The following is a 25,917-nucleotide window of genomic DNA, read 5'->3' as shown; positions in this document are numbered from 1 at the left end:
TACGGCCGAAAGCCATGCGCGTGCGATGAAGCTGCCGCTTGCGATTTTTCCCGCAAAATCAAGCGAAAGTCGCCGAAACAACGCCGCGCACTGTTGACAGGGGGATTACCGGATGTAGGCACAGACAGGATGGTCCGCAGGAACCTGATTCGCTGCGGGCTGCCCCAATCCGGCGCGGGAATGGCTTCAAGATCGCCTTCAAGGCGCCCAATTGCGGTATCAGTCGACTGATGCGTGCTACCCGGCGGCCTCGACGGCCGGACCGACCGAACAATCAAAGGATCGACCCTGGATGGGCGCTTCGAAAATTCAGGCAGGACGAAAGGCCGGCTGGCTCGGCAGCCTGCTGATTCTGGCCTTTTCTCTCGGCTTGGCCCAGCCGGCGAGCGCGCAGGGCGCGGTGCGCTCGGTCCATGGCGACTGGCAGATCCGCTGCGACACCCCGCCCGGCGCCCAGGCCGAGCAATGCGCGCTGATCCAGAGCGTGGTAGCCGAAGACCGCTCCAATGCCGGCCTGACCGTGATCGTGCTGAAGACCGCCGACCAGAAGAGCCGCCTGATGCGCGTGGTCGCCCCGCTCGGCGTGCTACTGCCGTCCGGTCTCGGCCTCAAGCTCGACAACCAGGACGTCGGCCGCGCCGGTTTCGTCCGATGCCTGCCCAATGGCTGCGTCGCAGAGGTCGTGATGGACGACAAGCTGCTCGGCCAGCTCAAGAACGCCAAGACCGCGACGTTTATTATTTTCGAGACGCCGGAAGAGGGTATCGGCTTTCCACTCAGCCTGAATGGGCTGGCGGAAGGCTATGACAAATTGCCTTAGGCCGGCTGCAACGCGCCACTACTGCGTAGCACCACCCGCATAGTAATCGAACAACCTACTCGCCTCGGCGGACAGCCAGTCCGCCTCACCCGTCATGTAGCCCTCGACCTGTCCGGTGATGCCGATCAGGAACGAGATCGGCATGCCGTAGAGCGCGAATGGCGTGTCGACCTCGGCGGCGTCGATGCGCGAGACGAGACCGCCGGGATCGAAGCCGATCGCAAGACGGCGCAACTTGAACTGCTTGACGTAGGGCGCGACCTGCGCGCGGTTGCGATCGGTGCTGATTGCGACGACGACGAGATCGCTGCGGCCGCTGGCCGCGAGGCGATCCAGCATCGGCAGCTCGGTCCGGCACGCCGCGCACCAGGTGGCCCAGAAGTTCACCAGCACCAGTCTGCCCTTGAACACGGTGAGATCGAGCGTGCCGCCGGCAAGCGCCGGGATCGCCACCGGCGGCACCGGGCGGGCGCCTTGAACCAGCGTGAACTGATGCCGGATGGTGCCGAATGGCGGCGGTCCCGACGCTGCGCGCGCCCGTGCTGCCGGCATCGCGAGCGCGGCGCCGGCGCCGATCATGCCGGCGACGACGGCGCGGCGGGTGGGCGCGCGAACAGAAGCCATGTCGATTTCTCCGCTTGCGTTGATGGCCAGATCGCTCAGGACCGGATGTAGGACCAGCCGGCTTCCTGCAATTCGATGATGCGTCCGGGACCGTTCGGCACCAGATCGACATTGTCGAGCAGCACCAGCGGATGCCCCTCGGCGCGCTCCATGCCGAGCTTGGTGGCTTCGCAGACCACGAAGCGGATGTCCGGCGTGAGCCCCCGCACCACCCGCAACAGATCCTTCACCGGCGAGGTATCGGCGCGCAGCATGTGGACGCCGGCATTGTAAGCGACGACCTCGATCTCGAACGGCTCGTTGCGCTCCCGATAATATTTCGGGAGGTTGAGCGCGGTCGAGATCAGCGCCCGCATTGTGGTCGGATCGTCGCTGTTGATCGGCAGCACCACATGGTGCACGCGCGGCTCCGCCTTCTTCGCCTCCGGTTTGGAGACCGCCGCGACCGAACCGGTGAGCAGCAATGTCACGGCGAACGGCACCGCGAAGGCCAGCGCGAGCCCCGCGGCCAGCGTCAGGACGCGGCGAGAGACGCGCATCGCGGCCTGCTCACGGCAAGCTCGCGAGCAAGTCGAACTGGCTGCGCTTGGCGTAGGCGACGATCGCGCTCAACGTCAGCAGCACGAGGGCGGGCACCGGCGAGCCGCCGATCAGGAACAGATGCGTGATGGTGGCGCCGATCATGATGCAGCTCAGCAGCAGGCCGCCGAAGGCTGCGACCGGCGGCACCAGGATCAGGACCGCACCGAGCAGCTCCAGCGATCCGGTGAAATAGCGGAACCACTGGCCGAGCCCGATATGCTCGAATTCCGCGACCAGCATCGGCACGCCATAGAGCTTGGCGGCACCGGCGGCGGCAAAGGCCAGAGCGAGCAGTCCCCTGACGACCCAGAGGGTGACGGATTTCCAGCGCGACGGCGCGGCGGCAACGGCAACTGACATCGATGACTCCCCAATTGTCCAAATCGACCGGACCCGCGGCCACCCGCCCATCTGGGGGCCGGACCGCGGCTTTCGACACACTAAATTCGGGAGTAAGATGAAAAGAACAAGTAGGATGCTTTTTGTGAGGTAGTATGAAAAAACTGACTATTGAGCCCGCCGCGCCTCCGGCGGCGTCCGAGCCGTGCAACGGCGACCTGTCGGCGCAATTTCACCGGGCGCTGTCGGTGCTGGCCGGAAAATGGAAGGGCGACATCCTCTGGCAACTGGTCGAGCGCAAACGCCGGTTCGGCGAATTGCGGCAGGCCATCCCCGGCGTGACCCAGCACATGCTGACAACCCAGCTGCGCGATCTCGAGGCCAACGGCCTAGTCAAGCGCACGGTCTATCCCGAAGTGCCGCCGCGGGTTGAGTACGAGATGACGCCGTCGGCCAAGGCGCTCAAACCGGTGTTCGACGAGCTGTACCGGTGGGCGCAGGAGCATGGTTTTCCGACCTCGGCGCAGGGCGCCGCACAACCGAAGTCTGAGCCGTCGGGCGATGGCGGCGTGCCGGAAACCCCGCCGCGGAAGGCGGATCGGCGCGCGGGGTGATGACGACAAGGTGAGGATCCCGGGGGACGGCCGTGATCGGCCGCATGGCCGCAGGCACTCCCGGTTTGCCACCCCAAACACTATCTTGAGCAATCGCCGTCCAGGCCTGAACCGGGACCGGCACAGGTTTCCGGGTTGTAAGGTGAGTTTTCCGCTCGTCTCTGCTTCAATCGCCCGAAATTCCTGATGCGGGTTCCGCACTGGCAATCAGTTGCGCTTCAGGCAAGGATGCCAAGGAATCGTCAGGAATCGCATTGCGTCGGAGTGACCATGACCAATCCCGCCACCACCTCCCTGCTCGACCGCGCCAATCTCGACCGCGATGCCGTTCGCCGCGAGGTATCCCGCGGACTTGAAGGCGCCGACGACGGCGAGCTGTTCCTGGAGTTCGGGCAGACCGAGGCGCTGGTGTTCGACAATGGAAGGCTGAAACAGGCGACCTATGACACCTCGCAGGGCTTCGGCCTGCGTGCCGTCAAGGACGACGCCGTCGGCTATGCGCATTCCTCCGACGTCTCGATCCCGGCGCTGATCCGCGCGGCGGATGCGGTGGCGGCGGTGCGCGGCGGCTACGCCGGGACGTTCGCCGCGGCGCCGGCCCACACCAATGTCAGGCTCTATGGCGACGAGAACCCGCTGGACGGTCCGGCATTCGAGGCAAAAGTAAAACTGCTTGGCGAGATCGACGCCTATGTCCGGGACAAGGACCCGCGGGTGCGGCAGGTCTCGGCCAGCCTCACCGCGACCTGGCAGGTGGTGGAGATCCTGCGGCCCGATGGCGAGAGCTATCGCGACATCCGCCCGCTGGTGCGCGTCAATATCTCCGTGGTCGCCGGCCAGGGCGACCGGCAGGAGAGCGGCAGCAAGGGCTATGGCGGCCGCGAGGGCTATGCCCGCTTCATCGAGACCAAGGCCTGGCGCGATGCCGCCGACGGCGCGCTGCGCGAGGCGCTGGTGAATCTCGAATCGGTGCCGGCGCCCGCCGGTGAGATGGATGTCGTGCTCGGGGCCGGCTGGCCCGGCGTGATGCTGCATGAAGCCGTCGGCCACGGGCTCGAGGGCGATTTCAACCGCAAGCAGACCTCCGCCTTCGCCGGCCTGATGGGCCAGCAGGTCGCGGCCAAGGGCGTCACCGTGGTCGACGACGGCACCATGGCGTCGCGCCGCGGCTCGCTGTCGATCGACGACGAAGGCACCCCGACCAACCGCACCGTGCTGATCGAGGACGGCGTTTTGGTCGGCTACATGCAGGACCGCCAGAATGCCCGCCTGATGGGCATGAAGCCGACCGGCAACGGAAGGCGGCAGAGCTATGCCCATGTGCCGATGCCGCGCATGACCAACACCTACATGCTGTCGGGCGATCGTGACCCGGCGGAGATCCTCGCCTCGGTGAAGAACGGCATGTATGCCGCCAATTTCGGCGGCGGCCAGGTCGACATCACCTCGGGCAAATACGTGTTCCAGTGCACCGAGGCCTACAAGATCGAGAACGGCAAGCTCGGCGCGCCGCTGAAGGGCGCCATGCTGATCGGCAATGGGCCGACCGATCTCCACAGGATCACCATGATCGGCAACGATCTTGCGCTGGATACGGGAATCGGCACCTGCGGCAAGAACGGCCAGGGTGTGCCGGTCGGCGTCGGCCAGCCGACGCTCAGGATGGAACGGATTACGGTCGGAGGAACGGGCTAGTGAGCAGCGGAAACGAAGTCGTGGCGGCCAAGCCGACCAGCTGGCGCGGGCAGGCCGTGCAACTGGCGGCGATCGTGGCCGTCGTGTTCCTCGCCAAGGGCGCGATCGCCGAGCCGTTCTACGTGCCGTCGGGCTCGATGGAACCGACGCTGCTGATCGGCGACGCGCTGGTCGCCTCGAAATTCCCCTATGGCTACGGCGCGGCGTCGCTGCCGATCCAGATCACGCTGCCGGAGACCGGCCGGGTGTTCGGCGAGACGCCGAAGCGCGGCGACGTCGTCGTGTTCCGCTGGCCGGGCGACCGCTCGCAGGCCTGGGTCAAGCGCGTGGTCGGGCTGCCCGGCGATCGCATCCAGATGCGGCAGGGCCAGCTCTTCATCAACGATCATCCGGCGGCCTTGAAGCCCGACGGCACCGGCTTTGCCGAGGACGATCGCGGCGGCGGCGAGGATGCCTACCGTTATATCGAGACGCTGCCGAACGGCGTCAGCCACGCGATCTTCAAGATCCGCGACAATGGAAGACTCGACAACACGGCCGAGGTGACGGTGCCCGCAGGCAATCTGTTCGTGCTCGGCGATAACAGGGACAATTCGGCCGACAGCCGCGTGCCGGTGCGCGACGGCGGTGTCGGCCTGTTGCCGATCGACAATCTGATCGGCCGCGCCGACGCGGTGGTCGGCTCCTGGGACATGGGCATCCGCAGCCAACCGGTCTGGACGTGGCTCTCCGGCTTCCGCCTCGCGCGCTTCTTCACCTCGGTGCAGTGAGTTCGCCAACGTGACCTTCGACGACGTCAGGATCCTGGTGATGGCGTGGCCGGAGGTCGAGGACGGCTCTTCCTACGGCACACCGGCGCTGAAGGTGCGCAAGAAGATGCTGGTGCGGCTCAAGGAAGACGGCGACAGCCTGGTGATGCCGGGCGTGCCGTCGGATGAGCGCGACATACTGGTCGAGAGCCAGCCGAAGGTGTTCTACTTCACCGATCACTACCGCGATTATCCGACCGTGCTGATCCGCCTGTCGAAGGCCAGGCGCGCAACCGTCGAGCCGCTGCTGCGCCGGCACTGGCGCACGCTGGCGTCGAAGAAGGCGGTGAGGGATTACGACGGGACGATGGGATAATTCTCATCCGTCATTGCGAGCGCAGCGAAGCAATCCATGTCACGGCATAACGGATCGATGGATTGCTTCGTCGCGGAGCCTGTCATCGGGCGCGCGTTCGCGCGACCCGTTGGCTCCTCGCAATGACGGAGAAAAGCATGACCCGGGACCAATTCCTCACAGCCGCGCTGCGTAACCCGGCCAATCAAGCGATCACGGACGAGCTGCATCGCCTTGCCCTGCCCGATGCGTGGCTGGTGTCCGGCTGCCTGGTGCAGACCGTGTGGAATGTGCTGACTGGCCGGCCGATCGATCACGGCATCAGCGACTACGACGTCTTCTATTTCGATCCGGATACATCGTGGGCGGCGGAAGACGCTGTGATCCGCGACCTCAAGGCGCGGCTCGGTCATCTCGGGGTTGCGGTCGAGGTGCGTAACCAGGCCCGCGTCCATCTCTGGTACCCCGGCAAGCACGGCCTGCCCTACCCCGCGCTGTCGCGCTCGAGCGACGGCATCGATCGCTTCCTCACCGCGACCACGCAGATCGGCATCCGCCGCAGTGCGAATGGTTACGACGTCTATGCCCCGAACGGCTTCGACGATGTCGACGGCATGATCGTGCGGCCGAACCGGACCGCGAATTTTTCCGTCGTGAACTATGCGAGGAAGGCTGAGCGGTGGAAGGCGCTGTGGCCCGAGATTACGGTACTGGCGGCGGAGTAACCCGTTGTCCCTGCACCACGCCTGACGTGAACCCGGCCTTGCGATGCTGCGTGCCTGATCTAGGGGCCGATGATCAAGCTCAGGCTCGCCAGGAATATCACGACAACGCCAAGCAAGACGGCCAGCAGGAACCAGTACCGGTCAAACATCGACGTCTCCAAAGCAGTTCTCCCAGTTTGTTGATTGGTCAGCGGACAGCCGCGAGATGCATGTCGCCCAACGTCGTCGGCAGGCTGCGCGTAATCAGGTCGACGATCGCCCGGTGCAGGCCCTCATCATTGCCGTCGCCCGAGCTGATCGGAAAATTCCCGTCGACCGGTCGACTCGGACCGGCGAGCGAGACATTCCCCGCATTGCCCAGCGGCTGGGCCGCTTTCTTGTCGATGACGTCAAACGTCTTGCCGTCGATCATCCTGATTTCGTAGAGCGCATAGATCTGGCTGTAGGACTCCGTCACCGTCTGGTATGTGATGAAGCCGACGCCTTCGACCTTTCGATGGCCGCCACCATAGGCCGCCTGCGCCTTGGTGATGACGATATACGCATCGAGCCCTTGCGGAGACACCTCGGTCCGGACCAGCTGCTTGAACGGATCGCCGCGAACAAGGTTGGCGGGCGTGAACACGGAATCCTTGATCGTGGCAAAGGCGGAACGGCTGTAGGTGACCGGCTGCACCTGAAAGCGGCCGCCCAGCGCCGCCGTCGCCTGCTGGACGATCAGATCATCAAGCCCCCACGGCTCGATAGGGAAGCTTCTGCTGCCATTGTCCAGACCCGTGAGCCCTCCCTTGGCAACGGTCACTCGATCGCCGACCGCCGAAATGATGCCGACGGTCTTGACCGCCTGCAGCTTGCTTTCGCTGGTCGCAAACGTTGCGCACCCGGCCACATTTGCAGCGACAAGAACGACCGCCACGAAGCTCGCACATCGACCGCTGCGGCGCATGGGCTCTCATTGAACCTTGACGTCGAATGAATAGGAGGCGCCGACGCCGAACGTGGTCTGATTTGTCGAGCCGCGGACCGTCACGATCGGGCTCTTCGCGGCGTCGCCGAGCAGTCGATCATATTCGACATAGGAATGAACTTCCCACTTCGGATTGATCCGATACGACAGCTGCGCGCCGACACCGACCGAATGCGCCCCGCCTTTGGCGTCAAACACCGGCAGCCCGGTCGCCATCGCATGCACGGTATCGATGCTGAAATAGGGTGAGACCGCCTTGGCCGTCTCCAAGGTGAAGCGCGGTCCGGCGGAAACGGTGAGGCCGCCAAACACCGGCACGATGAAGTCCGCCGAGAAGTCGGAAACGATGCCGTGGTGGCCGCCAAGGCCCTGGCGCGTCTCGTTGCGCACACGAAACCAGTCGACCGGAAAGTATTCGACGAATCCGCCGAGCTCGAAGGCCGCGTTGACGTCAGCAAGACCGCTGAGCTCGGGGTACCTGCTCGCTTTTCGCGACGTCACGAACTTGCCGACGGGGCCGGCCCGAAAATCACCGAAGTCGACGATCGCGATGCTCGCGTTGTCGCGCGGGCTGCGAAACTGGTCGACGGTGCCGGGGCGACGGATCGCAAAAATCGGGACCGGGGTGAACTTGGTGTGGTTTGTACCCTCGAAATCCGGTCTGGACGCCCCGCTCACGCCAATCATCACAATCCAGTTGCCCGAGACCGAGGGCAGGAAAGGGACCGAAAAAGGCGGAGCCGGCAACGTGAACGCGGTTTGCGCGGCAGCCTGACCGGGAAAGGCCGCGACAACGCCGAATGCGGCAGGAACAACAGCAACGATTGCACGACGCGCGGTCTTCGCCGCGCAAGAACGGAAGAACTCTCGCATGGCGGAATGTTCAAAACCTCTGACCTGGGCCTTGTGGGAAGCGTTGTCGTATGGTCGCGGGTAGGTGGCCTGTGAACATTGCCCGAAGATTGCCGCGCTGCGCGCGCCCACGAAGCGCGAAAAGATTCGTGGCTTGCCTTGTCAAAGCCGCCTGCCGATAAGTGCTGCGAGCGCTGAACCATCGCTGGCGCGATGCCGACACAATCGCCTGCAAGATCATCGACCGAACATGCGAGGCAAGGTCCGTGCGCTTTCTCGTGATCGAAGACGAACCGCAAATCGCCGCCTATCTCGACCGGCTGCTCGGGCAGCTCGGCGGCGTTATCGACATCGTCGAGTCCGTTACGGATGCGAGGCATGCGCTCAGCAGTTTCAATTACGATCTGGCGATCGTCGACCGAATGCTGCCCGATGGCGATGCGCTCAGTATCGTCATGACGCTGAGCCGACTGCCGGAGAGGCCGGCCATCATCATGCTGACCGCCAAGGACGCCAAGGAAGACGTGATCGACGGGCTGAACGGCGGCGCCGACGACTATCTGGGCAAGCCCTTCGAGCCGCAGGAGTTCGTCGCGAGAGCGCGAGCCGTGCTGCGGCGGCCCCGCGTCTTCGTGCTGTCAATGCTTTCGTTCGGCAATGTCGAACTGAAGATCGGCACCAACGAGGCGACCGTCGCCGGCCACACGGTCCTGCTCCGGCGCCGCGAGGCCTTGATCCTCGAGGCGCTCTTGATGCGACGCGACCGCGTCATCGCCCGCGAGGCACTGATCGAGGCCATCTACGGATTCGACGACGAGATCGAATCCAACACCCTCGAGTCGCAAGTGTCTCGGCTTCGCAAGAGGCTGTCCGAACTTGGCAGCAATGTCGAGATCCGCAGCATGCGGGGCATCGGCTACATTCTGAGGATGGCAAATATCCGATGACGTCGATCGCACGGACATTGACGCTCTCGCTCGGGATGGCCGCCGCCGTGATCTTCGTCGCCGCGCTCGGCCTCGTCTTCTGGCTGTTCATCGCGCAGGAGCCCGAACGCAGCGCTTGCTTTGCGGCCGCCTACGTTCTTGGACGCGCCACCGACATCAACCCCGGCGACAGGCTCACAGTCCGCCCCACCGCCCGATTGGAAGAGCTGAAATCCCAAAGCCCGTACCTGTGGTACGTCGTGGCTTACGGCGATGTGACAAGCGAATTCGGGCGCGAACGCAGGCCGCCGCTGCCGGTTTCACTGCCCTTTGTCGGACCGAGCGGTCTTTCCATGCTCAAGTCGCTCGACCAGAAGAGCTCGTTCTGCATGGTCGTCATGCACAGCGGCCGCGTCCCCGAACTCGTGATGATGATCGGAAACGCCCACGTCCGTCTTGACCAGATCGCGATGTGGTTCATCTTGAAAAATCTGTTCGAGATTTCCCTCTACGCGGCGGGGTACGTATTGATCGTGGCGATCGGCGTGTTCCTCGCCGTGCGCTTCGTTGCGCGCAGCATCGAACGGGTGACGAAGCTTGCCCTCGCGATCGATCCGGCCGCGCCGCAGGGATCGATTTCGCTCGATCGGGTCCCCGCAGAACTGAAGCCGCTGGCTACGGCGCTGAACCGCGCGTTCGATGAAATCCACGCCTACATCCGGACACAGCGCCGGTTCCTGGGCAATGCCGCCCATCAGCTCCGCACCCCCCTGACGTTGCTGCGCGCCAGGGTCGAGGACGTGGCCGATCCCGCCTTGCGTGTGGAGCTGATTCACGATGTCCGCCGGCTGACATCGCTCGTTTCGGCCATGCTGGACCTAGCGCGGCTGCAAAACGGGACGCTCGAAAAGCGGCCGATCGACCTTGCGACCGTGACGCGCGACGTGCTGGCAGATTTCAGCCCGTCGGCTTTGGACGCCGGGATCGAACTCTCGCTGGAGCACAGCGACGAACCGGCCACCATGGTGCAGGGCGTCGAAGCTGCCATCAGGAGCGCGCTGGCCAACCTGGTCGGCAACGCGCTGATTCACGCCCGGGGCGCCCGATGCATCAGGGCCAGCCTAGGCCGCGGCCGCGTATCGATCAGCGACGACGGCGCCGGGCTCTCACCGGGCTCGAAGTGCAAACTGATCGAGCCATTCCAGACCGGCGGCACGGCCAGGAACAGCGCCGGCCTCGGCCTGTCGATCGTGCAGGAGATCATGGCCTCGCATGGCGGTGAGCTTGTCATTGCGTCGAACCGTGGACAGGGAACGACCGCTTGCCTTCGCTTTCCGGAGGCCGCGTCGGCTAAGCCAATTCAGCGCGCGGCCGGGGTAAGCTGAGGGCGGCCGGTCGATGAGGATCGGATGGGCGATCATCAGGCCGGTCAACCGCCCTTGCCGCTAGCGCACCACGCCCGAGGTGAACCCCGCCTTGCGGCGCGGCGGCTTGATCTCTTTCTTCAGGAAGCAGTGCGCGTCGCGGCCGGCATAGCCGGGCCGGGCGTAGGTCCAGGCGCGGCACTTGTTGTCGGCGGTGCAGGCGGCTTGGCAGGCCTCGTCGCCGTCGCTGCTCTTCAGCTCGAAGTTCTTGTAGTCACCGCCGAGGCGATCGATCGAGGTTTCGATGGCGCCGTTGCGCGGTTCGACCACGCCCGCGCCACGCACCCCGGAGACGCAGCAGACGTCTTGCACCCGCGCCGGCACGCTGTTCTTGAGCCAGCACACCGCGCCGTTATTGGCATCAGTCGGATAGTTGAAGCTCCAGGCGCGGCAGCGGCGGTCGCGCTCGCATGTGAGCGCGCAATCGGCGGGATCGCCTGACGAGACCGGCGCGTTCAGGTAGTCGCCGCCGGGACGGTCGAAATTGGTCTGCGCCAAAACCGGGCGTGCGACGAAAGCGGCCGCCAAAACCGCGAACATCACCATCCACGCCCTAAAGAGGCGACCTATCCCCATGACATTGCTTTCAAATTCGCACAGCCCCGCGCACTCCGCGGAGCGTCATTTGAACGCCATGAACCTGTACGGCTGATGAACGGCGGGTGCGACACCACCGCCGTCCGCGCGCGTTCCGGGCCCGAATTCAGGCCGAGTGGGGATTAGAAGGCATACTCCTGATAGGCCGGTTCCACCGAGCCCTTCCACGGGCCGTTGAACTTCTCCAGCATCTCCTCCGCCGGCGAGCGGCCGGCCTCGATGATGCGCTCGAGCGGTTCGAGGAAGCGGCTCTCGTCGCGTCCGAGATGATCGATCCGGCCACGCCGCCGCAATCCGGCGTGCGACAGGATCAGACACTCCTTGGCGATCTCGAACAGATAGCGGTCCTTGATCCGCGACTTGAAGCCGAAACGCGGCACGTCATCGCGCAGCGCCTGCCGCTCCGGTGCGGTCCAGTGCCTGACGATGTCCCAGGCGGCATCGAGGCTGTCATTGTCATAGAGCAGCCCGACCCAGAATGCCGGCAGTGCCGGCAGCCGGCCCCACGGCACACCATCGGCGCCGCGCATTTCGAGGTAACGCTTCAGCCGCACCTCGGGGAAGATCGTCGACAGATGATTGGCCCAGTCCGACAAGGTCGGGCGTTCGCCGGGGAGGATCTTGTTCTTGCCGGCGAAGAAATCGCGGAAGGACGAGCCGGAGACGTCGATATATTCCTCGCCGCGCTTGACGAAATACATCGGCACGTCGAGCGCGTAGTCGACATAGCGCTCGAAGCCCATGCCGTCCTCGAACGCGAACGGGATCATGCCGCTTCGCGCATTGTCGGTGTCCCGCCAGATCTCGGAGCGGAACGACAGGAAGCCGTTGGGCTTGCCTTCGGTGAATGGCGAGTTGGCGAACAAGGCGGTCGCGATCGGCTGCAATGCCAGCGACACCCGCAGCTTCTTCACCATGTCGGCTTCGGAGGAGAAGTCGAGATTGGTCTGGACCGTACAGGTCCGGAACATCATGTCGAGGCCGTATTTGCCGACCTTCGGCATGTAGTTTCTCATGATCTTGTAGCGCCCCTTGGGCATCACGGGGATTTGCTCGCGCGACCAGGACGGCGTCATGCCGAGGCCGAGGAAGCCGATGCCGAGTGGGGTTGCGATCTCCCGCACCTGCGCCAGATGCGCCATCAGCTCCGACTGGGTCTGATGCACGGTCTCGACCGGCGCGCCCGACAATTCGAACTGGCCGCCCGGCTCGAGCGAAATCGCGCCGCCGCCGGTGACGTCGTAGAGCCCGATGATGTTGCCGCGCTCCATGATCGGCTCCCAGCCGAGCAGGAGCTTCATGCCCTCGAGCAGCGCACCGATGCCCTTCGCGCCTTCATAAGGCACGGGCTGACGACCCTCGAGCGTGAACGGGGTCTTCTCGTGCTCGGTGCCGATCCGGAACTCGGACTCGGGCTTCACGCCGGCTTCAATCCACGCCACGAGTTCGTCGCGCGATTGCAGCGGCGTCATGTCGATCTGGTCACGCGCCATAGAAAATCCAACTCAAGGGCGCTTCGATCGAAGGCGCGCGGTGGCAGGGACATCCGCGGGCCACAACGGCCGCGGATGATGGGATCAGGACTATCATCGGGCTGGCACGCCGTCTCGCGGCGGCGCGGCCTTGGTATCGCTCTTCGCATCGACCTTGGCGTCGCTCTTGGCGTCGCCGCAGGAGCAGCCGAGACGGTCGAGCAGACCACACAGCCTGGCCGCGTCGGCATCGGACAATTTCGAGCCGACATGCTTGTCGATCGCCGAGGAATAGGCGCTCCACATCTTCTTCTGGAGCTCGCGACCGGCTTCGGTGATCTCGACGAACTGGCCGCGCTTGTCGATCTTGCATTCGCGGCGGGCGGCAAGCCCCTCGTCGACCAGCTTGTCGATCAGCCGCGACGTCGAATATTGCGGGATCAGCATCTGCCGCTCGAGCTCGACCGGGCGCAGCTCGCCCGATGGCGCGCGCGACAGCTCGAGCAAGGCGTCATACCAGGCGAGCGGCGGGAAGCCGGCCTTCTTCAAATCCTGCTCGACGCAGTCCAGCACCCGGCTCGGCACCCGCATCAGGCGGATCCAGGCGGCCGTCGCCTCGCTCGATAGCTTGCGTTTCATCGTCTAGCCCATAAGGTCCCGGAACCCACTGTACCGCACTGAATGCATCTGCATCAATCTTGACTATTTCATGCAGGTGCATGTAGGCAATCCCTCTCCGGACGCCAAGAACAAGGGAAGGAATACCCCCATGAAGCTTTATTACTCCCCCGGTGCCTGCTCCCTCTCCCCCCACATCGCTCTGCTCGAGGCTGGCCTGCCCTACGACCTGGTCAAGGTCGATCTGCGCGCCAAGAAGCTCGAAAACGGCGACGATTTCTTCGCTGTGAACCCGAAGGGCCAGGTCCCCGCGCTGGCGCTGGATACCGGCGAAATGGTCACCGAAGGGCCGATCATCATACAGATGATCGCCGACAGGGTCGCCGACCGGAAGCTGGCACCGGCGCGGGACTCCAATGAGCGCTACAAGCTGCTCGAATGGCTGAACTACATCACGACCGAGCTGCACAAGAATCTCGGCCCGATGTTCTCGCCGGTGCTCGCCGACGACGCCAAGGCGTTCTTCAAGGATCGCGCCATGGGCAAGTTCAAATATGTCGAGAGCCAGCTCGCCGGGCGCGACTATCTGATGGGCAACCAGTTCACGGTCGCCGACGGCTACCTGTTCACCATGATGATGTGGGCGCAAGACCGCCTTGGCTTCGACTTCTCCGGCCTGCCGAATGTGACGGCCTACAAGGCCCGCGTCGCGTCGCGCCCGAAGGTGCAGGAAGCGCTGAAGAAGGAAGGCCTGCTGAAGGCAGCCTGAGCTTTCGAGCCAGCTTATGAGATGTGGAAGGGCCGGATCAAGATCCGGCCCTTTTTTCTGCGCGCGATCGACGAGGTCACGGCATCGCCGTGCGGCAAGTCGATCTCCGGCCGGTCCCTGACCTACAATTTTCAGCAGTTTGTCGTCTTCCGCGTAGCGGCGCCTTCGCCATGTCGCGAACGCGACGGCCGGGGTGCCGCAACTTCCCTCGAAGGACAATCTGATCGTGGAGACTCATATTGCGCCGCAAGATATCGATCAGGTCAGACCGAGTTCCTCGGCGGTCTTGCGCTGGCCGACCAGGTGCATCGCGCCTCCAGGGAGAAATGAGCGGCACAAACTTTCGGCACGCGCTGGAACAAATCAATTTAATCCGCATTCTACAGGTTAAGATTAAGTCGGTGTACTTCTGACTGAGGGCGTTGCTGTCCTTGTTCGAGCGATCCAACTGACCGACTATGACCTGCGGCGCGCCCTCCGCTCCAACTGGTCTAAAAATGTGACGGTCGCCTTTACGCTTTTGTTGACCAGCACGTTCGTCGGGCTGGCAATCAGTTTGTATTTTCGGGTTTGGACCTTGATGCTGGTGTCGCCGCTGATCGCGGTGCCGGCGGCAATCGTGCTCCAGTCCGACGGCTATGCATTTGCCACCGGCGCCCCGATCGTCGTCGCCTGCCTCGCGTTCAACCAGATCGCCTATCTCGCCGGCGCCGTGCTCTCGCCGGATAATCACGCCTCAATGGCGGAAGAGATCGACGGCATTCCACGCGGCCGCCGCGAGCACAAGGTCCACGGCCAGAACGAGTAGCAGCAGGCCGGCCCAGGAAGGGCCCTTGCCCCGCAAGCGCAGCGGATTCCCTCGTCGCAGCGGTGAGAGCGAGAAGGACTGCTTGCCCGTGACCTCGGCGGCACCTTCCTTGAGCACAGAACGCATTGCAGGACACCCCAACCCTGATCGTCGTCTTCGATCATCCTGGCGATCGACGAGCAAGGGTGATGCCAGCAGCGTGGTGTCAGTGGGGAGCAAGCGTGGCGGGACTTTGACCGCCGTGACCGTCACGCAACAGGATCAAGTCGGATCGATGACCGGCTTGATCCTGCGCGATTTGGCTCAGAACGTAACGGCGCTTACGCCGCCTGCTTCTTCGGCGGGAAGCGGCCGTAGAAGGTCTCGCCCTTGGCAGCCATCTCCTCGAGCAGCTTCGGCGGCGTGAAGCGCGAGCCGTACTTCTTCTCGAAGGCGTGGCAGAGCGCGACGAACTTCTTGGTGCCCATGAAGTCAATGTAGGACAGCGCACCGCCGGTGAACGGCGCGAAGCCGAAGCCGAGGATCGAGCCGACATCCGCCTCGCGCACCTCGGTGATGACGTGATCCTCGACGGTACGCGCGGCTTCCACCGCCTGCACCACCAGGAAGCGCTGCTTCAATTCCTCGACGCTAAGCGTATCGGGATCGAGCTGCTTGGGCTGCAGATTGGCCAGTCCCGGCCACAGGCTCTTCTGACCCTTGCCCTTCTCGGGATAATCGTAGAAGCCCTTGCCGTTCTTGCGGCCGAAGCGGCCTTGCTTCTCGACCATCTCGACCATCAGCTTCTTCTGCGCCTGGTCGATCGCGTTGGGGCCGAGATCGGCCTCGGTCGCCTTGGTGATCTTCAGGCCGAGATCGAGCGCGACCTCGTCCTGCAGCGACAGCGGCCCGACCGGCATGCCGGCCATCTTGGCGGTGTTCTCGATCATCGCCGGCGGCACGCCTTCGAGCAGCATCTCGTTGCCCTCGGAGATGTAGCGCATCACGCAGCGGTTGGCGAAGAAACCCCTCGAGTCGTTCACAACGATGGGCGTCTTGCCGATCGCGCGCACATAGTCGAGCGCGGTCGCCAGCGCGACGTCGCCGGTGTTCTTGCCCAGGATGATTTCGACCAGCATCATCTTCTCGACCGGCGAGAAGAAGTGGATGCCGATGAACTTGCCCTGATCCTTGAATTCCTCGGCCAGCGAGTTGATCGGCAGGGTCGAGGTGTTGGAGGCGAAGATCGCGCCCGACTTCAGCAGCGGCTGCGCCTTGGCATAGGTGTCGGCCTTGACCTTGCGGTCCTCGAACACCGCCTCGATGACGAGGTCGCAATCCGAGATCACATTGTAATCCGCCGTGGCCGAGATACGTGCCAGGATGGCGTCGCCCGCCTCCTGCTTCATCCGGCCCTTCGCGACCAGGCCGTCGACCACAGTCTTGGCGTGGCCCTTGCCCTTGTCGGCGCTGTCCTGATCGCGATCGACCAGCACGACGTCGATGCCGGCCTGCGCCGAGACATAGCCGACGCTGGCGCCCATGAAGCCGGCGCCGATCACGGCGAGCTTCTTGACCTTGGTCGGCGGCACGCCTGCCGGGCGGCGCGCGCCCTTGTTCAGCTCCTGCATCGACAGGAACAGCGAGCGGATCATCGCCGCCGCTTCTTTCGAGCGCAGGATCTGCGTGAAGTAGCGCGACTCGACCCGCAGCGCGGCGTCGATCGGCAACTGCAGCCCCTCATAGACGCAGCTCATGATGGCGCGCGCGGCCGGGTAGTTGTCGTAGGTCTCGCGGCGATAGATCGCGTTGCCGGCCGGGAACATCTGCATGCCCATCTTGGAGAAGACGGGGCCGCCGGGCAGCTTGAAGCCCTTCTCGTCCCACGGCGCGACGGCCTTGCCGCCGCCCTTGATCCAGTCCTTCGCGGCCTTGATCAGGTCAGCCGCGGGCACCACGGCGTGAATCAGATTGAGCGCCTTGGCGCGGGTCAGATTGACCGCCTCGCCCTTGAGCAGCAATTGCATCGCGTCCTGCGGCGACACCAGGCGCGGCACGCGCTGGGTGCCGCCGGCGCCGGGGAACAGGCCGACCTTGATCTCGGGCAGGCCGAGCCGGGTCTTGGGGTTCTCAGCCGCGACGCGGTAGTGGCAGGCCAGCGTGATCTCGAAGCCGCCGCCGAGCGCGAGGCCGTTGATCGCGGCGACCCACGGTTTGCCCGAGGTTTCGATCGCGCGGAACGACTGCGACATCTGGCGGCTCTGCTCGAACAGCATCTGGTTCGCGGCTTCCTCGCCCTTCTCCTTGAAGAGCTGCGCGTAGCTGCGGTTCATGCCCTCGAGCATCGAGAGGTCGGCGCCGGCGCAGAACGCCTCCTTGGCCGAGGTGATCACGACGCCCTTGATCGCGGCATCGCTGGTCGTCTGCTTGATGATCTCGCCGATCTCCTGCGTCGAGACCTCGTCGAACACGTTCATCGAACGATCGGGGATATCCCAGGTGACCAGCGCAATGCCGTCGGCGTCAACGTCGAACTTGAAATTCTTGTAAGCCATGTTGCGGTTCCCATCTCTCCGTCATCCTGAGGTGGCCTCGCTCTTGCGAGGCCCTCGAAGGATGACCCGGTGAATTTATCCATCCTTCGAGGCTCGGGCTTCGCCCTCGCACCTCAGGATGACGCTGTCTGCTCGGTTACACGCGCTCGATGATGGTGGCGGTGCCCATGCCGCCGCCGATGCACAGCGTCACCAGTGCCGTTTGCTTGTTGGTGCGCTCGAGCTCGTCGAGCACGGTGCCGAGGATCATCGCGCCTGTCGCCCCGAGCGGATGACCGAGCGCGATAGCGCCGCCATTGACGTTGATCTTGGCGTTGTCGATGTCGAACGCCTGGATGTAGCGTAGCACCACCGAGGCGAAGGCCTCGTTGAGCTCGAACAGGTCGATGTCCGACTTGTTCATGCCGGAGCGCTCGAACAGCTTCTCGGTGACGTCGACCGGGCCGGTCAGCATCATCGCGGGCTCCGAGCCGATATTGGCGAACGCGCGGATTTTTGCCCGCGGCTTCAGGCCGTGTTTCGCCCCCGCCTCCTTGCTGCCGAGCAGCACCGCGCCGGCGCCGTCGACGATACCGGAGGAATTGCCGGCATGATGCACGTAGTTGACCTTCTCGACCTCGGGGTGCGACTGGATCGCCACCGCGTCGAAGCCGGCCATCGCCGCCATCGCCGCGAAGGACGGCTGCAGCTGCGCCAGCGACTGCATCGTCGTGGTCGGGCGCATGTGCTCGTCCTTGGCGAGGATGGTCAGGCCGTTGATGTCCTTGACCGGCACCACCGACTTGTTGAAGCGGCCCTCATCCCACGACTTGGCCGCGCGCTGCTGGCTCTGCACGGCGTAGGCATCGACGTCATCGCGCGAAAAACCGTATTTGGTCGCGATCAGGTCGGCCGAGATGCCCTGCGGCATGAAATAGGCCGGCACCGCCATCGAGGGATCCATCGGCCAGGCGCCGCCGGAGGCGCCGATGCCGACGCGGCTCATCGATTCCGCGCCGCCGCCGATCACGAGCTCATGCTGGCCGCTCATGATCTGGGCCGCGGCGAAGTTCACGGCATCGAGGCCGGAGGCGCAGAAGCGGCTGATCTGCACGCCCGGCACCTTCTCGCCGAGACCGGCCTTGAGCGCGGCAAAGCGGGCGATGTCGCTTCCGGCCTCGCCGACCGGATCGACCACACCGAGCACGACGTCGTCGACGGAGTTTTCGGGCAGATTGTTGCGCTCCTTGAGCGACTTCAGCGGCACCGTGGCGAGCGCCAGCGCGGTGACCTCGTGGAGTGCGCCATCGGCCTTGCCGCGGCCGCGCGGGGTACGAACGTGATCGTAGATGTATGCCTCAGGCATGACGCCCTCCTTGATATGAGGATCATAATATATACGGAAGGATGAGCCGCCGCACGGGTGCGGCGGCAATTTTCAAGGCTTTCTTGTTTGCGTTTTCTTCACGCGAACCGGTATCCACTTCGCTGGAAAACGCTTCAGAACGCTTCCGCGGCCAATTCCATCGTGGTGGCGCTGCCGCTCTGGATCCGGGCCAGATGCACGGCGGTCTCCGGCAGCAGCCTTTCCATGAAGAAGCGGCCGGTCACGAGCTTGGTGTTGAGATAGGGCGTCGCGCCGGCCGCGGCCTTGTCCTGCGCCACCTTGGCCATCTTCGCCCACATGTAGCCGAGCGCGACGAGGCCGAACAATTTCATGAAGTCGGTCGCGGCGGCGCCGGCATTGTCGGGCTTGGTCAGCGCGTTCTGCATCAGCCAGCCGGTGGCCTGCTGCAGATGGCCGAGCGCGGTGGAGAGCGGGGTGATGAACGGCTTCATCGCCTCATCGCTGCCATGCTCCTTGGCGAAGGCCGCGACCTCGCCGAAGAATGCCATCGCGGCACGGCCGCCGTCGCGCGGCAGCTTGCGGCCGACCAGGTCGAGCGCCTGGATGCCGTTGGCGCCCTCATAGATCATCGCGATACGGGCATCGCGCACGAACTGCTCCATGCCGTGCTCGGCGATATAGCCGTGGCCGCCGAACATCTGCTGCGCGGAGACCGTGTTGGCAAATCCCGTGTCGGTCAGAACGCCCTTCAGCACCGGCGTCATCAGCCCCATGTGATCGTCGGCGGCCTGACGATCCTTCGGGTCCTGGGAGCGGTGCGCGACGTCGCTCTTCAGCGCGGTCCACACCACCATGGCGCGTGCCGCCTCGTTGAAGGCGCGGATGGTGAGCAGCGTGCGACGGACGTCGGGATGCACGATGATCGGATCGGCCGGCTTGTCAGCCGCCTTGACGCCGGTCAGCGAACGGCCCTGCAGGCGCTCGCGCGCATAGGCGACCGCGTTCTGATAGGCGACCTCGGACTGCGCGAGGCCCTGCACCGCGACGCCGAGGCGGGCTTCGTTCATCATCACGAACATGCCCTGCATGCCCTTGTTCTCTTCGCCGATCAGCCAGCCGGTGGCGTTATCGTAGTTCATCACACAGGTGGAATTGCCGTGGATGCCCATCTTGTGCTCGATCGAGCCGCAGGTGACGCCGTTGCGCTGGCCGAGCGAGCCGTCGGCATTGACCAGCACCTTGGGCACAACAAAGAGCGAAACGCCCTTGATGCCGGCCGGCGCGCCTTCGATGCGCGCCAGCACCAGATGGATGATGTTCTCAGTGAGGTCATGCTCGCCGGCGGAGATGAAGATCTTGGTGCCCGTGATCTTGAAGCTGCCGTCGGCTTGGCGCACCGCCTTGGTGCGCAGCAGGCCGAGATCGGTGCCGCACTGCGGCTCGGTCAGGTTCATGGTGCCGGTCCACTCGCCGGCGATCATCTTCGGCACATAGGTCTTTTTCTGCTCGGGGGTGCCGTGCACCAGCAGTGCCGCGGTCGCGCCCATGGTCAGCCCGCCATACATCGAGAACGCCATGTTGGCGGAGATCTGGAATTCGTTGACCGCCTGCGAGAGCGTCACCGGCAGGCCCTGGCCGCCGAATTCGGTCGGCGCCGACAGGCCGAGCCAGCCGCCTTCGGCGACCTGCTTGAAGGCGTCCTTGAAGCCCTTCGGGGTGGTGACGCTGCCGTCGTCATTGCGCTTGCAGCCTTCGAGATCGCCTGTGCGATTGAGCGGCTGCAACACTTCCTCGCTGAGCTTGGCGGCTTCGCCGAGGATCGCCTCGCGTACATCGGCCGACGCATCGGTGAAGCCGGGAAGATTGCCATAACGATCGATCTGGAAAACGTCGTTCAACAGGAAGCTGACGTCTTCGACGGGGGCTTTGTAGGTCGGCATGCTGATCTCCCGGCTGGCTCGCGGTCGCACGCGCGACCGATGCTGCGCAGTTCGTCCTTGGGTTTGTTGGAGCGGACCTTATCCGGTTCCGGAGGTCCGCGGCAGGTCCTAGCGAGACTGTGATTGCGACGTTGCGCCGCTCTGCTTCATCAACTCCTCGCCCATCATCTGATGCAGCAGGTTGATCGCCTTGAGCGGGCGCACCATCACCTTGAAATGCGTGATCCGGCCGTCACCGTCGAACGTGATGATGTCGACGCCGTTCAGCTTGATGCCGTCGATCTCGTTCTCGAACTCGAGCACCGCGCCGGTGTCGTTGCGCCACTCGCCGAGATATTTGAAGGTCGGGCCGCCGAGCACCTTGGCGGCGCTGGTCAGATATTTGAAGGTGATGTCGCGGCCGCGCTGCGGCGTGTGCACGGCCGGGCTTTCGAACACCGCGTCGGGATGCAGCAGATCCCACAGCGCGGCGGTGTCGTGGGACTTCATGTAGGCGTACCACTTGTCGAGGCCCGGCTTGCTCATTCGGACGTCTCCTGCGGCAGGGGTTGAGAGGCCTGAACATCGGCCGCGCGCGACAAGGCGGCACGCCGATCACCATATGCATATTGACGCATATGCACAGTAACGCATAAAGTCAAGCGAACTTCAGAATGGCCTTCCTGGGAACTGAGATGGAGGTGGGCGTTGGCACTCGGTGACGCAATCCTCGCATGCCTCACGGAACGTCCGATGACGGGCTATGAGCTCGCCAAGACGTTCGACGCCTCGATCGGCTTCTTCTGGAAGGCCGACCATCAGCAGATCTACCGCGAGCTCTCCCGGCTGCGCGACAAGGGCCATGTCCAGGGCCGCGAGGTGGTGCAGTCCGGCAAGCCCAACAAGCTGGTCTACACCCTGACGGCCGAGGGCCGCGCGGCGCTGAAACACTGGGCGGCGCGGCCGAGCGTTCCGCCCTCCATCAAGGACGACCTGCTGGTCCGGCTCTACGCGCTCGACTGCGTCGACATCGAGCCGCTGCGCACCGACCTGATGGCGCGGCTGGAGCATCACCGCGACCGCTATGAGCGTTACGAGCGCCTGCTCAACAAGCGATTTCCCGACGGCGCCGCGCCGCCCGCCGATGTCGGCAAGATGCTCAGCCTGCGCCTCGGCATGCGCCATGAGCGCATGGTGGTGGAGTGGTGCGAGGAAGCGCTCGACGCGCTGTCGGCGATGTCCGGCCGCAGGAATGTGCTGCCGCTCGACGACGGCAAGCGCGAAGGCAACGGCTAGAAACAAATCTCAGGTCATGCTGTGCGCGTACCGACATGTGACGCGGAATCCGCTCTGCCGGAATGCGATAGGCGTGTCCTGATCCGGCGCAACAGGTTCCCGGAATCCCTAACTTTAAGGCCCGCCGGCCGCATTCCTTAACCCGTTATTTACCGTGACGGGAAAAAGTCAGCAGCTGAAGCAGACGACCAGCGCAGAATTCGATTGTCTCTTAACGGGAATGCGCGGGGAGGCTGCGGGCGCAGGGTGTAGCGCCGGAGTCGGGACCGGACGGAATCATGAATTCGCGCGTATCGTGGAGTGTTGACGGCATCGATCCCTCCGTCCGCGACAGGGCCGAGGCGGCTGCGCGCCGCGCCGGCATGTCGCTGAACGACTGGCTGAATTCCACCGTCGGCGAGCCGAGCCCGCCGGATTGGCGCACGGCGCCCGAGCAACGGCAGCCGATGCCGAGCCGGGAAAGCCGCGAGGTCGCCGACATCCATCAGCGGCTCGACGCGATCACCCGCCAGATCGAACAGATCGCAAAGCCAATGACACGCGCCGAAGCCGTGCGCGCCGAAGTACCGCGCGGCCAGCCCGCCGTCGCACGGCAGCTGAACGACGCGATTTCGCGCCTCGATGCGCGGCTGTCGCAGATTTCGCGACCGCAGCCGGCGCGCGAGCCGCAGCCCCAGCCGATGCGTGAAGCGCAGATGCAGCGGGAGCCGCAGATGCAGGACCGGCAACTGGAAGAGAGGCTTCGCCAGGCGGAAGCGGTCGAGCGCGCCGCAGCCCAGGTCTATCGCCCCTCGCCGCCGCTCAGCCCGGCGTCGTTCGATTCCGCGATCGCGGAGATCGCCGCGCGCCAGAACGAGCTCGACGCATCAGCAGCACGGCAGATGCCGCCGCGCAGTGCGCCCCCGATGCAGCAATCGGCGCCGCCGATGGCCGCCTATGCGCCGCCGCCGCCGGCTGCGCCGGCCGGGCCCGATTTCTCCTCGCTCGAGCGGCATTTGCTCAAGATCACGAGCCAGATCGAGGCGCTGCAGCGGCCCGACCATATAGAGCAATCGATCGCGGCCTTCCGCGGCGAGCTTGCCGAAATCCGCCAGGCGATCACCGAGGCGATGCCACGCCGCGCGATCGAATCGATCGAGAACGAGATCCGCTCGCTGCATCACCGGATCGACGAGATCCGCCAGGACAGCAGCAACGGTCAAGGCCAGGTGATCACCGGCATCGAGCGCGCGCTGTCGGAAATCCGCGAGGCGCTGCGCACGCTGACGCCCGCCGAGCAGCTCACCGGCTATGACGAAGCGATCCGCAATCTCGGCGGCAAGCTCGACATGATCCTGCGCGCCAACGACGATCCGTCGACGGTGCATCAGCTCGAGAGCGCGATCGCCGCGCTGCGCGCCATCGTCTCCAATGTCGCCTCCAACGACGCGCTATTGCAGCTCTCCGGTGACGTGCATGCGCTCGCCGCGAAGGTCGACCAGCTGTCGCAGATGTCGCGCGCCGAGTCCCACGTCGATGCCTTCGCCGGAATCGAGCAGCGCATCGCCGCATTGGCCTCGACGCTGGAGACCCGCGAGCGGCCGGTCGCCGGCTACGACAATACCGACGCTATCGAAGGCGCGCTGCGCTCGCTGTCGGAGCGGATCGACCGCATGCAGGTCGGCAACGACAGCTCGTCGGCGTTCACCCATCTCGAGCAGCGCGTCTCGTATCTGCTCGAGCGCCTGGAGTCCGCCGACCAGCGCTCCGGCAATCTCGGCCGGGTCGAGGAAGGGCTGCATGACATCATGCGGCACCTCGAGGCGCAGCACGCCCATCTCGCCTCGCTCGCCGACGCCACCCGCAACACCGCCGCGCCGCAGCCGATGATGGACAGCGGCATCGTCGACCTGGTGAAGCGCGAGCTGTCCGACATCCGCTTCAGCCAGTCGGAGACCGATCGCCGCACCCAGGACTCGCTCGAGACCGTTCACAACACGCTCGGCCATGTCGTCGATCGGTTGGCGATGATCGAGAACGATCTGCGCACGGTCCGCACCGCGCCGCCGGCTCCGCCCGCCCCTGCTTATGCCGAACCGCGGATGGAAGCGCCGCGGATGGAGATGCCGCAGCCGACCGCGCAGCCTGAATCATACAAGTCTGAAGCATACAGGCCTGATTCGTACCGGCCCGAATTGCCCAATCCTGCGCTCGCGCAGGAGCACTTCATGTCGGCGCCGCGCGAATTCCATGCCGCGCAGCCGGTCGAGACCGCACCGCCGCCGCTGCCGCCGCGCGCGATCAGCGAGATCCTGGAGCCGCATGCCGCCTCCGCGCGCGCTGCGATCGCACCGGAACTGCCGCCGGATCATCCGCTCGAGCCGGGTACCCGCCCGTCGGGCCGCGCGTCGTCGCCGTCGGAGCGGATCGCCGATTCCGAGCGTGCGATCTCTGATCTTCCCGCCGGCAAGAAGGAGCCGGTCTCGACCTCGAGCTTCATCGCCGCCGCGCGCCGTGCCGCGCAGGCCGCCGCCGCGCAACCCGTCAACGACAAGGCCGCGCGGGCAGCGAGCAAGGCTGCCGCCAAGGCCAAGGAGAAGGCCGACAAGGCCGCGAAGGCCGCCGCCGGCAAGGCCGGCGCGCCCGCGACTGGTGCGGCGGCGACTGGCGCTGCCGAAGCCCAGCCTTCGACCATCACCTCCAAGATCCGCTCGCTGCTGGTCGGCGCGAGCGTGGTCGTAATCCTGCTCTCGACTGCCAAGATGGCGATGAACCTGCTCGATACCAGCTCCGCGCCGCAGGCGCCGGCGATCGAGCACAGCCAACCGGCAGCGCCGCCCGTGCAGCCGCCCGCCGAGAATTCCGTTGCCCCTGCGCCGTCCAGTGCACCCGGGCCGTCAGTGCCCGGACCGTCGATGACCTCGCCGACACCGCTCGGCCGCCAGTCCAACAACACGGCGGCGCCGAACACGCTCGACAGCGCGCAGGTAACGATCCCGCAGGCTCCCGCGCCCGCCGCGGCGCCTGAGCCGGCTGCGGCACCGGTCGCCGCCGCCAGCGATATCACCGGCACGATTCCGACCGCGCCGCCGCTCGGCGGCAAGCTTGCCATGGTCCAAATTCCGGCGGGCGAGAAGCTGCCCGACGCGATCGGCGGTCCCGCGCTGCGCACGGCTGCGATCAAGGGCGATGCGGCCGCGGCCTATGAGGTCGGCGTCCGCTTTGCCGAAGGCAAGGGCGTGCCCGCCAATGTCGACGAAGCCGCCAAATGGTATGGCCGCGCGGCGCAGGCCGGCGTGGTGCCCGCGATGTTCCGGCTCGGCACCTTCTACGAGAAGGGCCTCAGCGTGAAGCGCGACTTCGATGTCGCACGGCGCTATTACGTGCAGGCTGCGGAGCGTGGCAACGCCAAGGCGATGCATAACCTCGCCGTGCTCGACGCCGATGGCGGCGGCAAGGGCGCCGATTACAAGAGCGCCGCGCAGTGGTTCCGCAAGGCCGGCGATCGCGGCGTCGCCGACAGCCAGGTCAACCTCGGCATCCTCTATGCCCGCGGCATCGGGGTCGAACAGAACCTCGCCGAGTCGTTCAAGTGGTTCAGCCTCGCGGCCGCGCAGGGCGACGCCGACGCCGGCCACAAGCGCGACGATATCGCCAAGCGGCTCGATCCGCAGTCGCTGGCCGCAGCGAAGCTTGCGATCCAGACCTTTACCCCCGAGCCGCAGCCGAGCGATGCGGTCAACGTGCCGGCCCCGGCTGGCGGCTGGGACGGAGCGCCCGTGCAGCCCGCGGCGGCGAAGTCCGTCAAGCCACCGTCGAAGCGGACCGCGGCGCTGGCCGCACACTGATCTCACCTATTTGAAAGTAGCTGCGGCGCCTTGACGGCGCCGCTGTCCTAGCCCTCCGCCCTTCCGCCGTGTAGACAG

General features: G+C 65.2%; 25 protein-coding genes. 13 read left to right on the top strand and 12 right to left on the bottom strand.

What is annotated here, in order from left to right; translation table 11 throughout:
• Nucleotides 1-292 precede the first annotated feature (292 nt).
• Entirely contained in the window at nucleotides 293-820 is a 528-nt protein-coding gene (locus tag BraRD5C2_RS00700) for an invasion associated locus B family protein (RefSeq protein WP_223966129.1), read from the top strand.
• Between the two features lie 18 nt (nucleotides 821-838).
• On the opposite strand, the gene BraRD5C2_RS00695 is transcribed toward BraRD5C2_RS00700, so the two are convergent.
• Genes BraRD5C2_RS00695 through BraRD5C2_RS00685 form a run of 3 tightly spaced genes read right to left on the bottom strand, consistent with a single transcriptional unit; the run spans nucleotide 839 to nucleotide 2,386 of the window.
• Nucleotides 839-1,444, bottom strand: a complete 606-nt coding sequence (locus BraRD5C2_RS00695; protein ID WP_223966127.1) for a TlpA family protein disulfide reductase — start codon at nucleotides 1,442-1,444, stop codon at nucleotides 839-841.
• Nucleotides 1,445-1,479: 35 nt separating this feature from the next.
• The gene (locus BraRD5C2_RS00690) at nucleotides 1,480-1,983 is read right to left on the bottom strand and encodes a DsrE family protein (RefSeq protein ID WP_223966125.1); all 504 of its coding nucleotides are present in this window, start codon (nucleotides 1,981-1,983) and stop codon (nucleotides 1,480-1,482) included.
• 10 nt (nucleotides 1,984-1,993) lie between these two features.
• On the bottom strand, nucleotides 1,994-2,386 hold the full coding sequence (locus BraRD5C2_RS00685; protein ID WP_223966123.1) for a DoxX family protein: 393 nt from the start codon (nucleotides 2,384-2,386) through the stop codon (nucleotides 1,994-1,996).
• A 134-nt stretch (nucleotides 2,387-2,520) separates the two neighbouring features.
• Here BraRD5C2_RS00685 and BraRD5C2_RS00680 point away from each other — a divergent pair, with 134 nt between their 5' ends.
• The 5 genes from BraRD5C2_RS00680 (at nucleotide 2,521) to BraRD5C2_RS00660 (ending at nucleotide 6,503) form a co-directional block, all read left to right on the top strand.
• Nucleotides 2,521-2,979, top strand: coding sequence for a winged helix-turn-helix transcriptional regulator (locus tag BraRD5C2_RS00680; RefSeq protein WP_223966121.1), 459 nt, complete (start codon nucleotides 2,521-2,523; stop codon nucleotides 2,977-2,979).
• 270 nt (nucleotides 2,980-3,249) lie between these two features.
• Complete coding sequence (gene tldD, locus BraRD5C2_RS00675) at nucleotides 3,250-4,674, top strand: metalloprotease TldD (protein WP_223966120.1); 1,425 nt, start codon at nucleotides 3,250-3,252, stop codon at nucleotides 4,672-4,674.
• Nucleotides 4,674-5,444, top strand: a complete 771-nt coding sequence (gene lepB, locus BraRD5C2_RS00670) for a signal peptidase I (protein WP_092119164.1) — start codon at nucleotides 4,674-4,676, stop codon at nucleotides 5,442-5,444. The genes tldD and lepB overlap by 1 nt, the downstream gene beginning before the upstream one ends.
• 10 nt (nucleotides 5,445-5,454) lie before the next feature.
• The gene (locus BraRD5C2_RS00665; RefSeq protein WP_223966119.1) at nucleotides 5,455-5,799 is read left to right on the top strand and encodes an MmcQ/YjbR family DNA-binding protein; all 345 of its coding nucleotides are present in this window, start codon (nucleotides 5,455-5,457) and stop codon (nucleotides 5,797-5,799) included.
• A 137-nt stretch (nucleotides 5,800-5,936) separates the two neighbouring features.
• Nucleotides 5,937-6,503, top strand: coding sequence for a nucleotidyltransferase family protein (locus BraRD5C2_RS00660; protein ID WP_223966118.1), 567 nt, complete (start codon nucleotides 5,937-5,939; stop codon nucleotides 6,501-6,503).
• Between the two features lie 187 nt (nucleotides 6,504-6,690).
• On the opposite strand, the gene BraRD5C2_RS00655 is transcribed toward BraRD5C2_RS00660, so the two are convergent.
• Together BraRD5C2_RS00655 and BraRD5C2_RS00650 are read right to left on the bottom strand one after the other, a co-directional pair.
• Nucleotides 6,691-7,419 carry a hypothetical protein gene (locus tag BraRD5C2_RS00655; protein WP_223966117.1) on the bottom strand — a complete coding sequence of 243 codons (729 nt, stop codon included), beginning with the start codon at nucleotides 7,417-7,419 and terminating at the stop codon, nucleotides 6,691-6,693.
• 36 nt (nucleotides 7,420-7,455) lie between these two features.
• Nucleotides 7,456-8,454, bottom strand: a complete 999-nt coding sequence (locus BraRD5C2_RS00650; RefSeq protein ID WP_223966116.1) for a MipA/OmpV family protein — start codon at nucleotides 8,452-8,454, stop codon at nucleotides 7,456-7,458.
• Nucleotides 8,455-8,588: 134 nt separating this feature from the next.
• Between BraRD5C2_RS00650 and BraRD5C2_RS00645 the strand changes: the two genes are divergently transcribed.
• Entirely contained in the window at nucleotides 8,589-9,269 is a 681-nt protein-coding gene (locus tag BraRD5C2_RS00645; RefSeq protein WP_223966115.1) for a response regulator transcription factor, read from the top strand.
• A complete protein-coding gene (locus BraRD5C2_RS00640; protein WP_223966114.1) occupies nucleotides 9,266-10,633 on the top strand; it encodes a sensor histidine kinase in 1,368 nt (455 codons plus the stop codon). Before BraRD5C2_RS00645 ends, BraRD5C2_RS00640 begins: the two co-directional genes overlap by 4 nt.
• A gap of 60 nt (nucleotides 10,634-10,693) precedes the next feature.
• Here the strand turns inward: BraRD5C2_RS00640 and BraRD5C2_RS00635 are convergent, their stop codons facing one another.
• The 3 genes from BraRD5C2_RS00635 to BraRD5C2_RS00625 all read right to left on the bottom strand — a co-directional run bounded on the left by BraRD5C2_RS00635 (nucleotide 10,694) and on the right by BraRD5C2_RS00625 (nucleotide 13,380).
• A complete protein-coding gene (locus BraRD5C2_RS00635; protein WP_374707938.1) occupies nucleotides 10,694-11,248 on the bottom strand; it encodes a PAN domain-containing protein in 555 nt (184 codons plus the stop codon).
• Nucleotides 11,249-11,391: 143 nt separating this feature from the next.
• Complete coding sequence (locus BraRD5C2_RS00630; protein ID WP_223966112.1) at nucleotides 11,392-12,762, bottom strand: glutamate--cysteine ligase; 1,371 nt, start codon at nucleotides 12,760-12,762, stop codon at nucleotides 11,392-11,394.
• Between the two features lie 93 nt (nucleotides 12,763-12,855).
• Nucleotides 12,856-13,380, bottom strand: coding sequence for a MarR family winged helix-turn-helix transcriptional regulator (locus BraRD5C2_RS00625; RefSeq protein ID WP_223966111.1), 525 nt, complete (start codon nucleotides 13,378-13,380; stop codon nucleotides 12,856-12,858).
• Nucleotides 13,381-13,510: 130 nt separating this feature from the next.
• On the opposite strand from BraRD5C2_RS00625, the gene gstA reads away from it, so the two are divergent.
• From gstA to BraRD5C2_RS00610, 3 genes are all read left to right on the top strand, one after another.
• Nucleotides 13,511-14,128, top strand: a complete 618-nt coding sequence (gene gstA / locus BraRD5C2_RS00620; RefSeq protein WP_223966110.1) for a glutathione transferase GstA — start codon at nucleotides 13,511-13,513, stop codon at nucleotides 14,126-14,128.
• Nucleotides 14,129-14,149: 21 nt separating this feature from the next.
• Complete coding sequence (locus tag BraRD5C2_RS00615) at nucleotides 14,150-14,458, top strand: hypothetical protein (protein ID WP_223966109.1); 309 nt, start codon at nucleotides 14,150-14,152, stop codon at nucleotides 14,456-14,458.
• A 226-nt stretch (nucleotides 14,459-14,684) separates the two neighbouring features.
• Entirely contained in the window at nucleotides 14,685-14,936 is a 252-nt protein-coding gene (locus tag BraRD5C2_RS00610; RefSeq protein ID WP_223966108.1) for a hypothetical protein, read from the top strand.
• A 320-nt stretch (nucleotides 14,937-15,256) separates the two neighbouring features.
• On the opposite strand, the gene BraRD5C2_RS00605 is transcribed toward BraRD5C2_RS00610, so the two are convergent.
• From BraRD5C2_RS00605 to BraRD5C2_RS00590, 4 genes are all read right to left on the bottom strand, one after another.
• Nucleotides 15,257-17,470 carry a 3-hydroxyacyl-CoA dehydrogenase NAD-binding domain-containing protein gene (locus BraRD5C2_RS00605; RefSeq protein WP_223966107.1) on the bottom strand — a complete coding sequence of 738 codons (2,214 nt, stop codon included), beginning with the start codon at nucleotides 17,468-17,470 and terminating at the stop codon, nucleotides 15,257-15,259.
• A gap of 136 nt (nucleotides 17,471-17,606) precedes the next feature.
• A complete protein-coding gene (locus tag BraRD5C2_RS00600) occupies nucleotides 17,607-18,815 on the bottom strand; it encodes an acetyl-CoA C-acetyltransferase (protein ID WP_223966105.1) in 1,209 nt (402 codons plus the stop codon).
• A gap of 134 nt (nucleotides 18,816-18,949) precedes the next feature.
• Complete coding sequence (locus tag BraRD5C2_RS00595) at nucleotides 18,950-20,737, bottom strand: acyl-CoA dehydrogenase C-terminal domain-containing protein (RefSeq protein ID WP_223966103.1); 1,788 nt, start codon at nucleotides 20,735-20,737, stop codon at nucleotides 18,950-18,952.
• A 108-nt stretch (nucleotides 20,738-20,845) separates the two neighbouring features.
• Nucleotides 20,846-21,262, bottom strand: a complete 417-nt coding sequence (locus BraRD5C2_RS00590) for a nuclear transport factor 2 family protein (protein WP_223966101.1) — start codon at nucleotides 21,260-21,262, stop codon at nucleotides 20,846-20,848.
• Between the two features lie 162 nt (nucleotides 21,263-21,424).
• Between BraRD5C2_RS00590 and BraRD5C2_RS00585 the strand changes: the two genes are divergently transcribed.
• Nucleotides 21,425-22,012, top strand: a complete 588-nt coding sequence (locus BraRD5C2_RS00585) for a PadR family transcriptional regulator (protein ID WP_223966099.1) — start codon at nucleotides 21,425-21,427, stop codon at nucleotides 22,010-22,012.
• 278 nt (nucleotides 22,013-22,290) lie between these two features.
• Entirely contained in the window at nucleotides 22,291-25,839 is a 3,549-nt protein-coding gene (locus tag BraRD5C2_RS00580; protein WP_223966097.1) for a tetratricopeptide repeat protein, read from the top strand.
• Nucleotides 25,840-25,917: the final 78 nt, after the last annotated feature.

The organism is Bradyrhizobium sp. RD5-C2, from assembly GCF_019972155.1.
GTDB lineage: Bacteria > Pseudomonadota > Alphaproteobacteria > Rhizobiales > Xanthobacteraceae > Bradyrhizobium.
Note: the sequence above shows the minus strand (reverse complement) of the source record. Positions and strands in the feature narration are given on the sequence as shown.

Bases quoted from the DNA above. Each gene is read 5' to 3' on its own strand.
- BraRD5C2_RS00580 (WP_223966097.1), top strand. From the start codon at position 22,291: ATGAATTCGCGCGTATCGTGGAGTGTTGACGGCATCGATCCCTCCGTC.
- BraRD5C2_RS00685 (WP_223966123.1), bottom strand. From the start codon at position 2,386: ATGTCAGTTGCCGTTGCCGCCGCGCCGTCGCGCTGGAAATCCGTCACC.
- BraRD5C2_RS00590 (WP_223966101.1), bottom strand. From the start codon at position 21,262: ATGAGCAAGCCGGGCCTCGACAAGTGGTACGCCTACATGAAGTCCCAC.
- BraRD5C2_RS00680 (WP_223966121.1), top strand. From the start codon at position 2,521: ATGAAAAAACTGACTATTGAGCCCGCCGCGCCTCCGGCGGCGTCCGAG.
- BraRD5C2_RS00635 (WP_374707938.1), bottom strand. From the start codon at position 11,248: ATGGGGATAGGTCGCCTCTTTAGGGCGTGGATGGTGATGTTCGCGGTT.
- BraRD5C2_RS00615 (WP_223966109.1), top strand. From the start codon at position 14,150: ATGTGGAAGGGCCGGATCAAGATCCGGCCCTTTTTTCTGCGCGCGATC.
- BraRD5C2_RS00700 (WP_223966129.1), top strand. From the start codon at position 293: ATGGGCGCTTCGAAAATTCAGGCAGGACGAAAGGCCGGCTGGCTCGGC.
- BraRD5C2_RS00625 (WP_223966111.1), bottom strand. From the start codon at position 13,380: ATGAAACGCAAGCTATCGAGCGAGGCGACGGCCGCCTGGATCCGCCTG.
- BraRD5C2_RS00605 (WP_223966107.1), bottom strand. From the start codon at position 17,470: ATGGCTTACAAGAATTTCAAGTTCGACGTTGACGCCGACGGCATTGCG.
- BraRD5C2_RS00640 (WP_223966114.1), top strand. From the start codon at position 9,266: ATGACGTCGATCGCACGGACATTGACGCTCTCGCTCGGGATGGCCGCC.
- BraRD5C2_RS00695 (WP_223966127.1), bottom strand. From the start codon at position 1,444: ATGGCTTCTGTTCGCGCGCCCACCCGCCGCGCCGTCGTCGCCGGCATG.
- BraRD5C2_RS00630 (WP_223966112.1), bottom strand. From the start codon at position 12,762: ATGGCGCGTGACCAGATCGACATGACGCCGCTGCAATCGCGCGACGAA.
- gstA (WP_223966110.1), top strand. From the start codon at position 13,511: ATGAAGCTTTATTACTCCCCCGGTGCCTGCTCCCTCTCCCCCCACATC.
- tldD (WP_223966120.1), top strand. From the start codon at position 3,250: ATGACCAATCCCGCCACCACCTCCCTGCTCGACCGCGCCAATCTCGAC.
- BraRD5C2_RS00600 (WP_223966105.1), bottom strand. From the start codon at position 18,815: ATGCCTGAGGCATACATCTACGATCACGTTCGTACCCCGCGCGGCCGC.
- BraRD5C2_RS00660 (WP_223966118.1), top strand. From the start codon at position 5,937: ATGACCCGGGACCAATTCCTCACAGCCGCGCTGCGTAACCCGGCCAAT.
- BraRD5C2_RS00690 (WP_223966125.1), bottom strand. From the start codon at position 1,983: ATGCGCGTCTCTCGCCGCGTCCTGACGCTGGCCGCGGGGCTCGCGCTG.
- BraRD5C2_RS00595 (WP_223966103.1), bottom strand. From the start codon at position 20,737: ATGCCGACCTACAAAGCCCCCGTCGAAGACGTCAGCTTCCTGTTGAAC.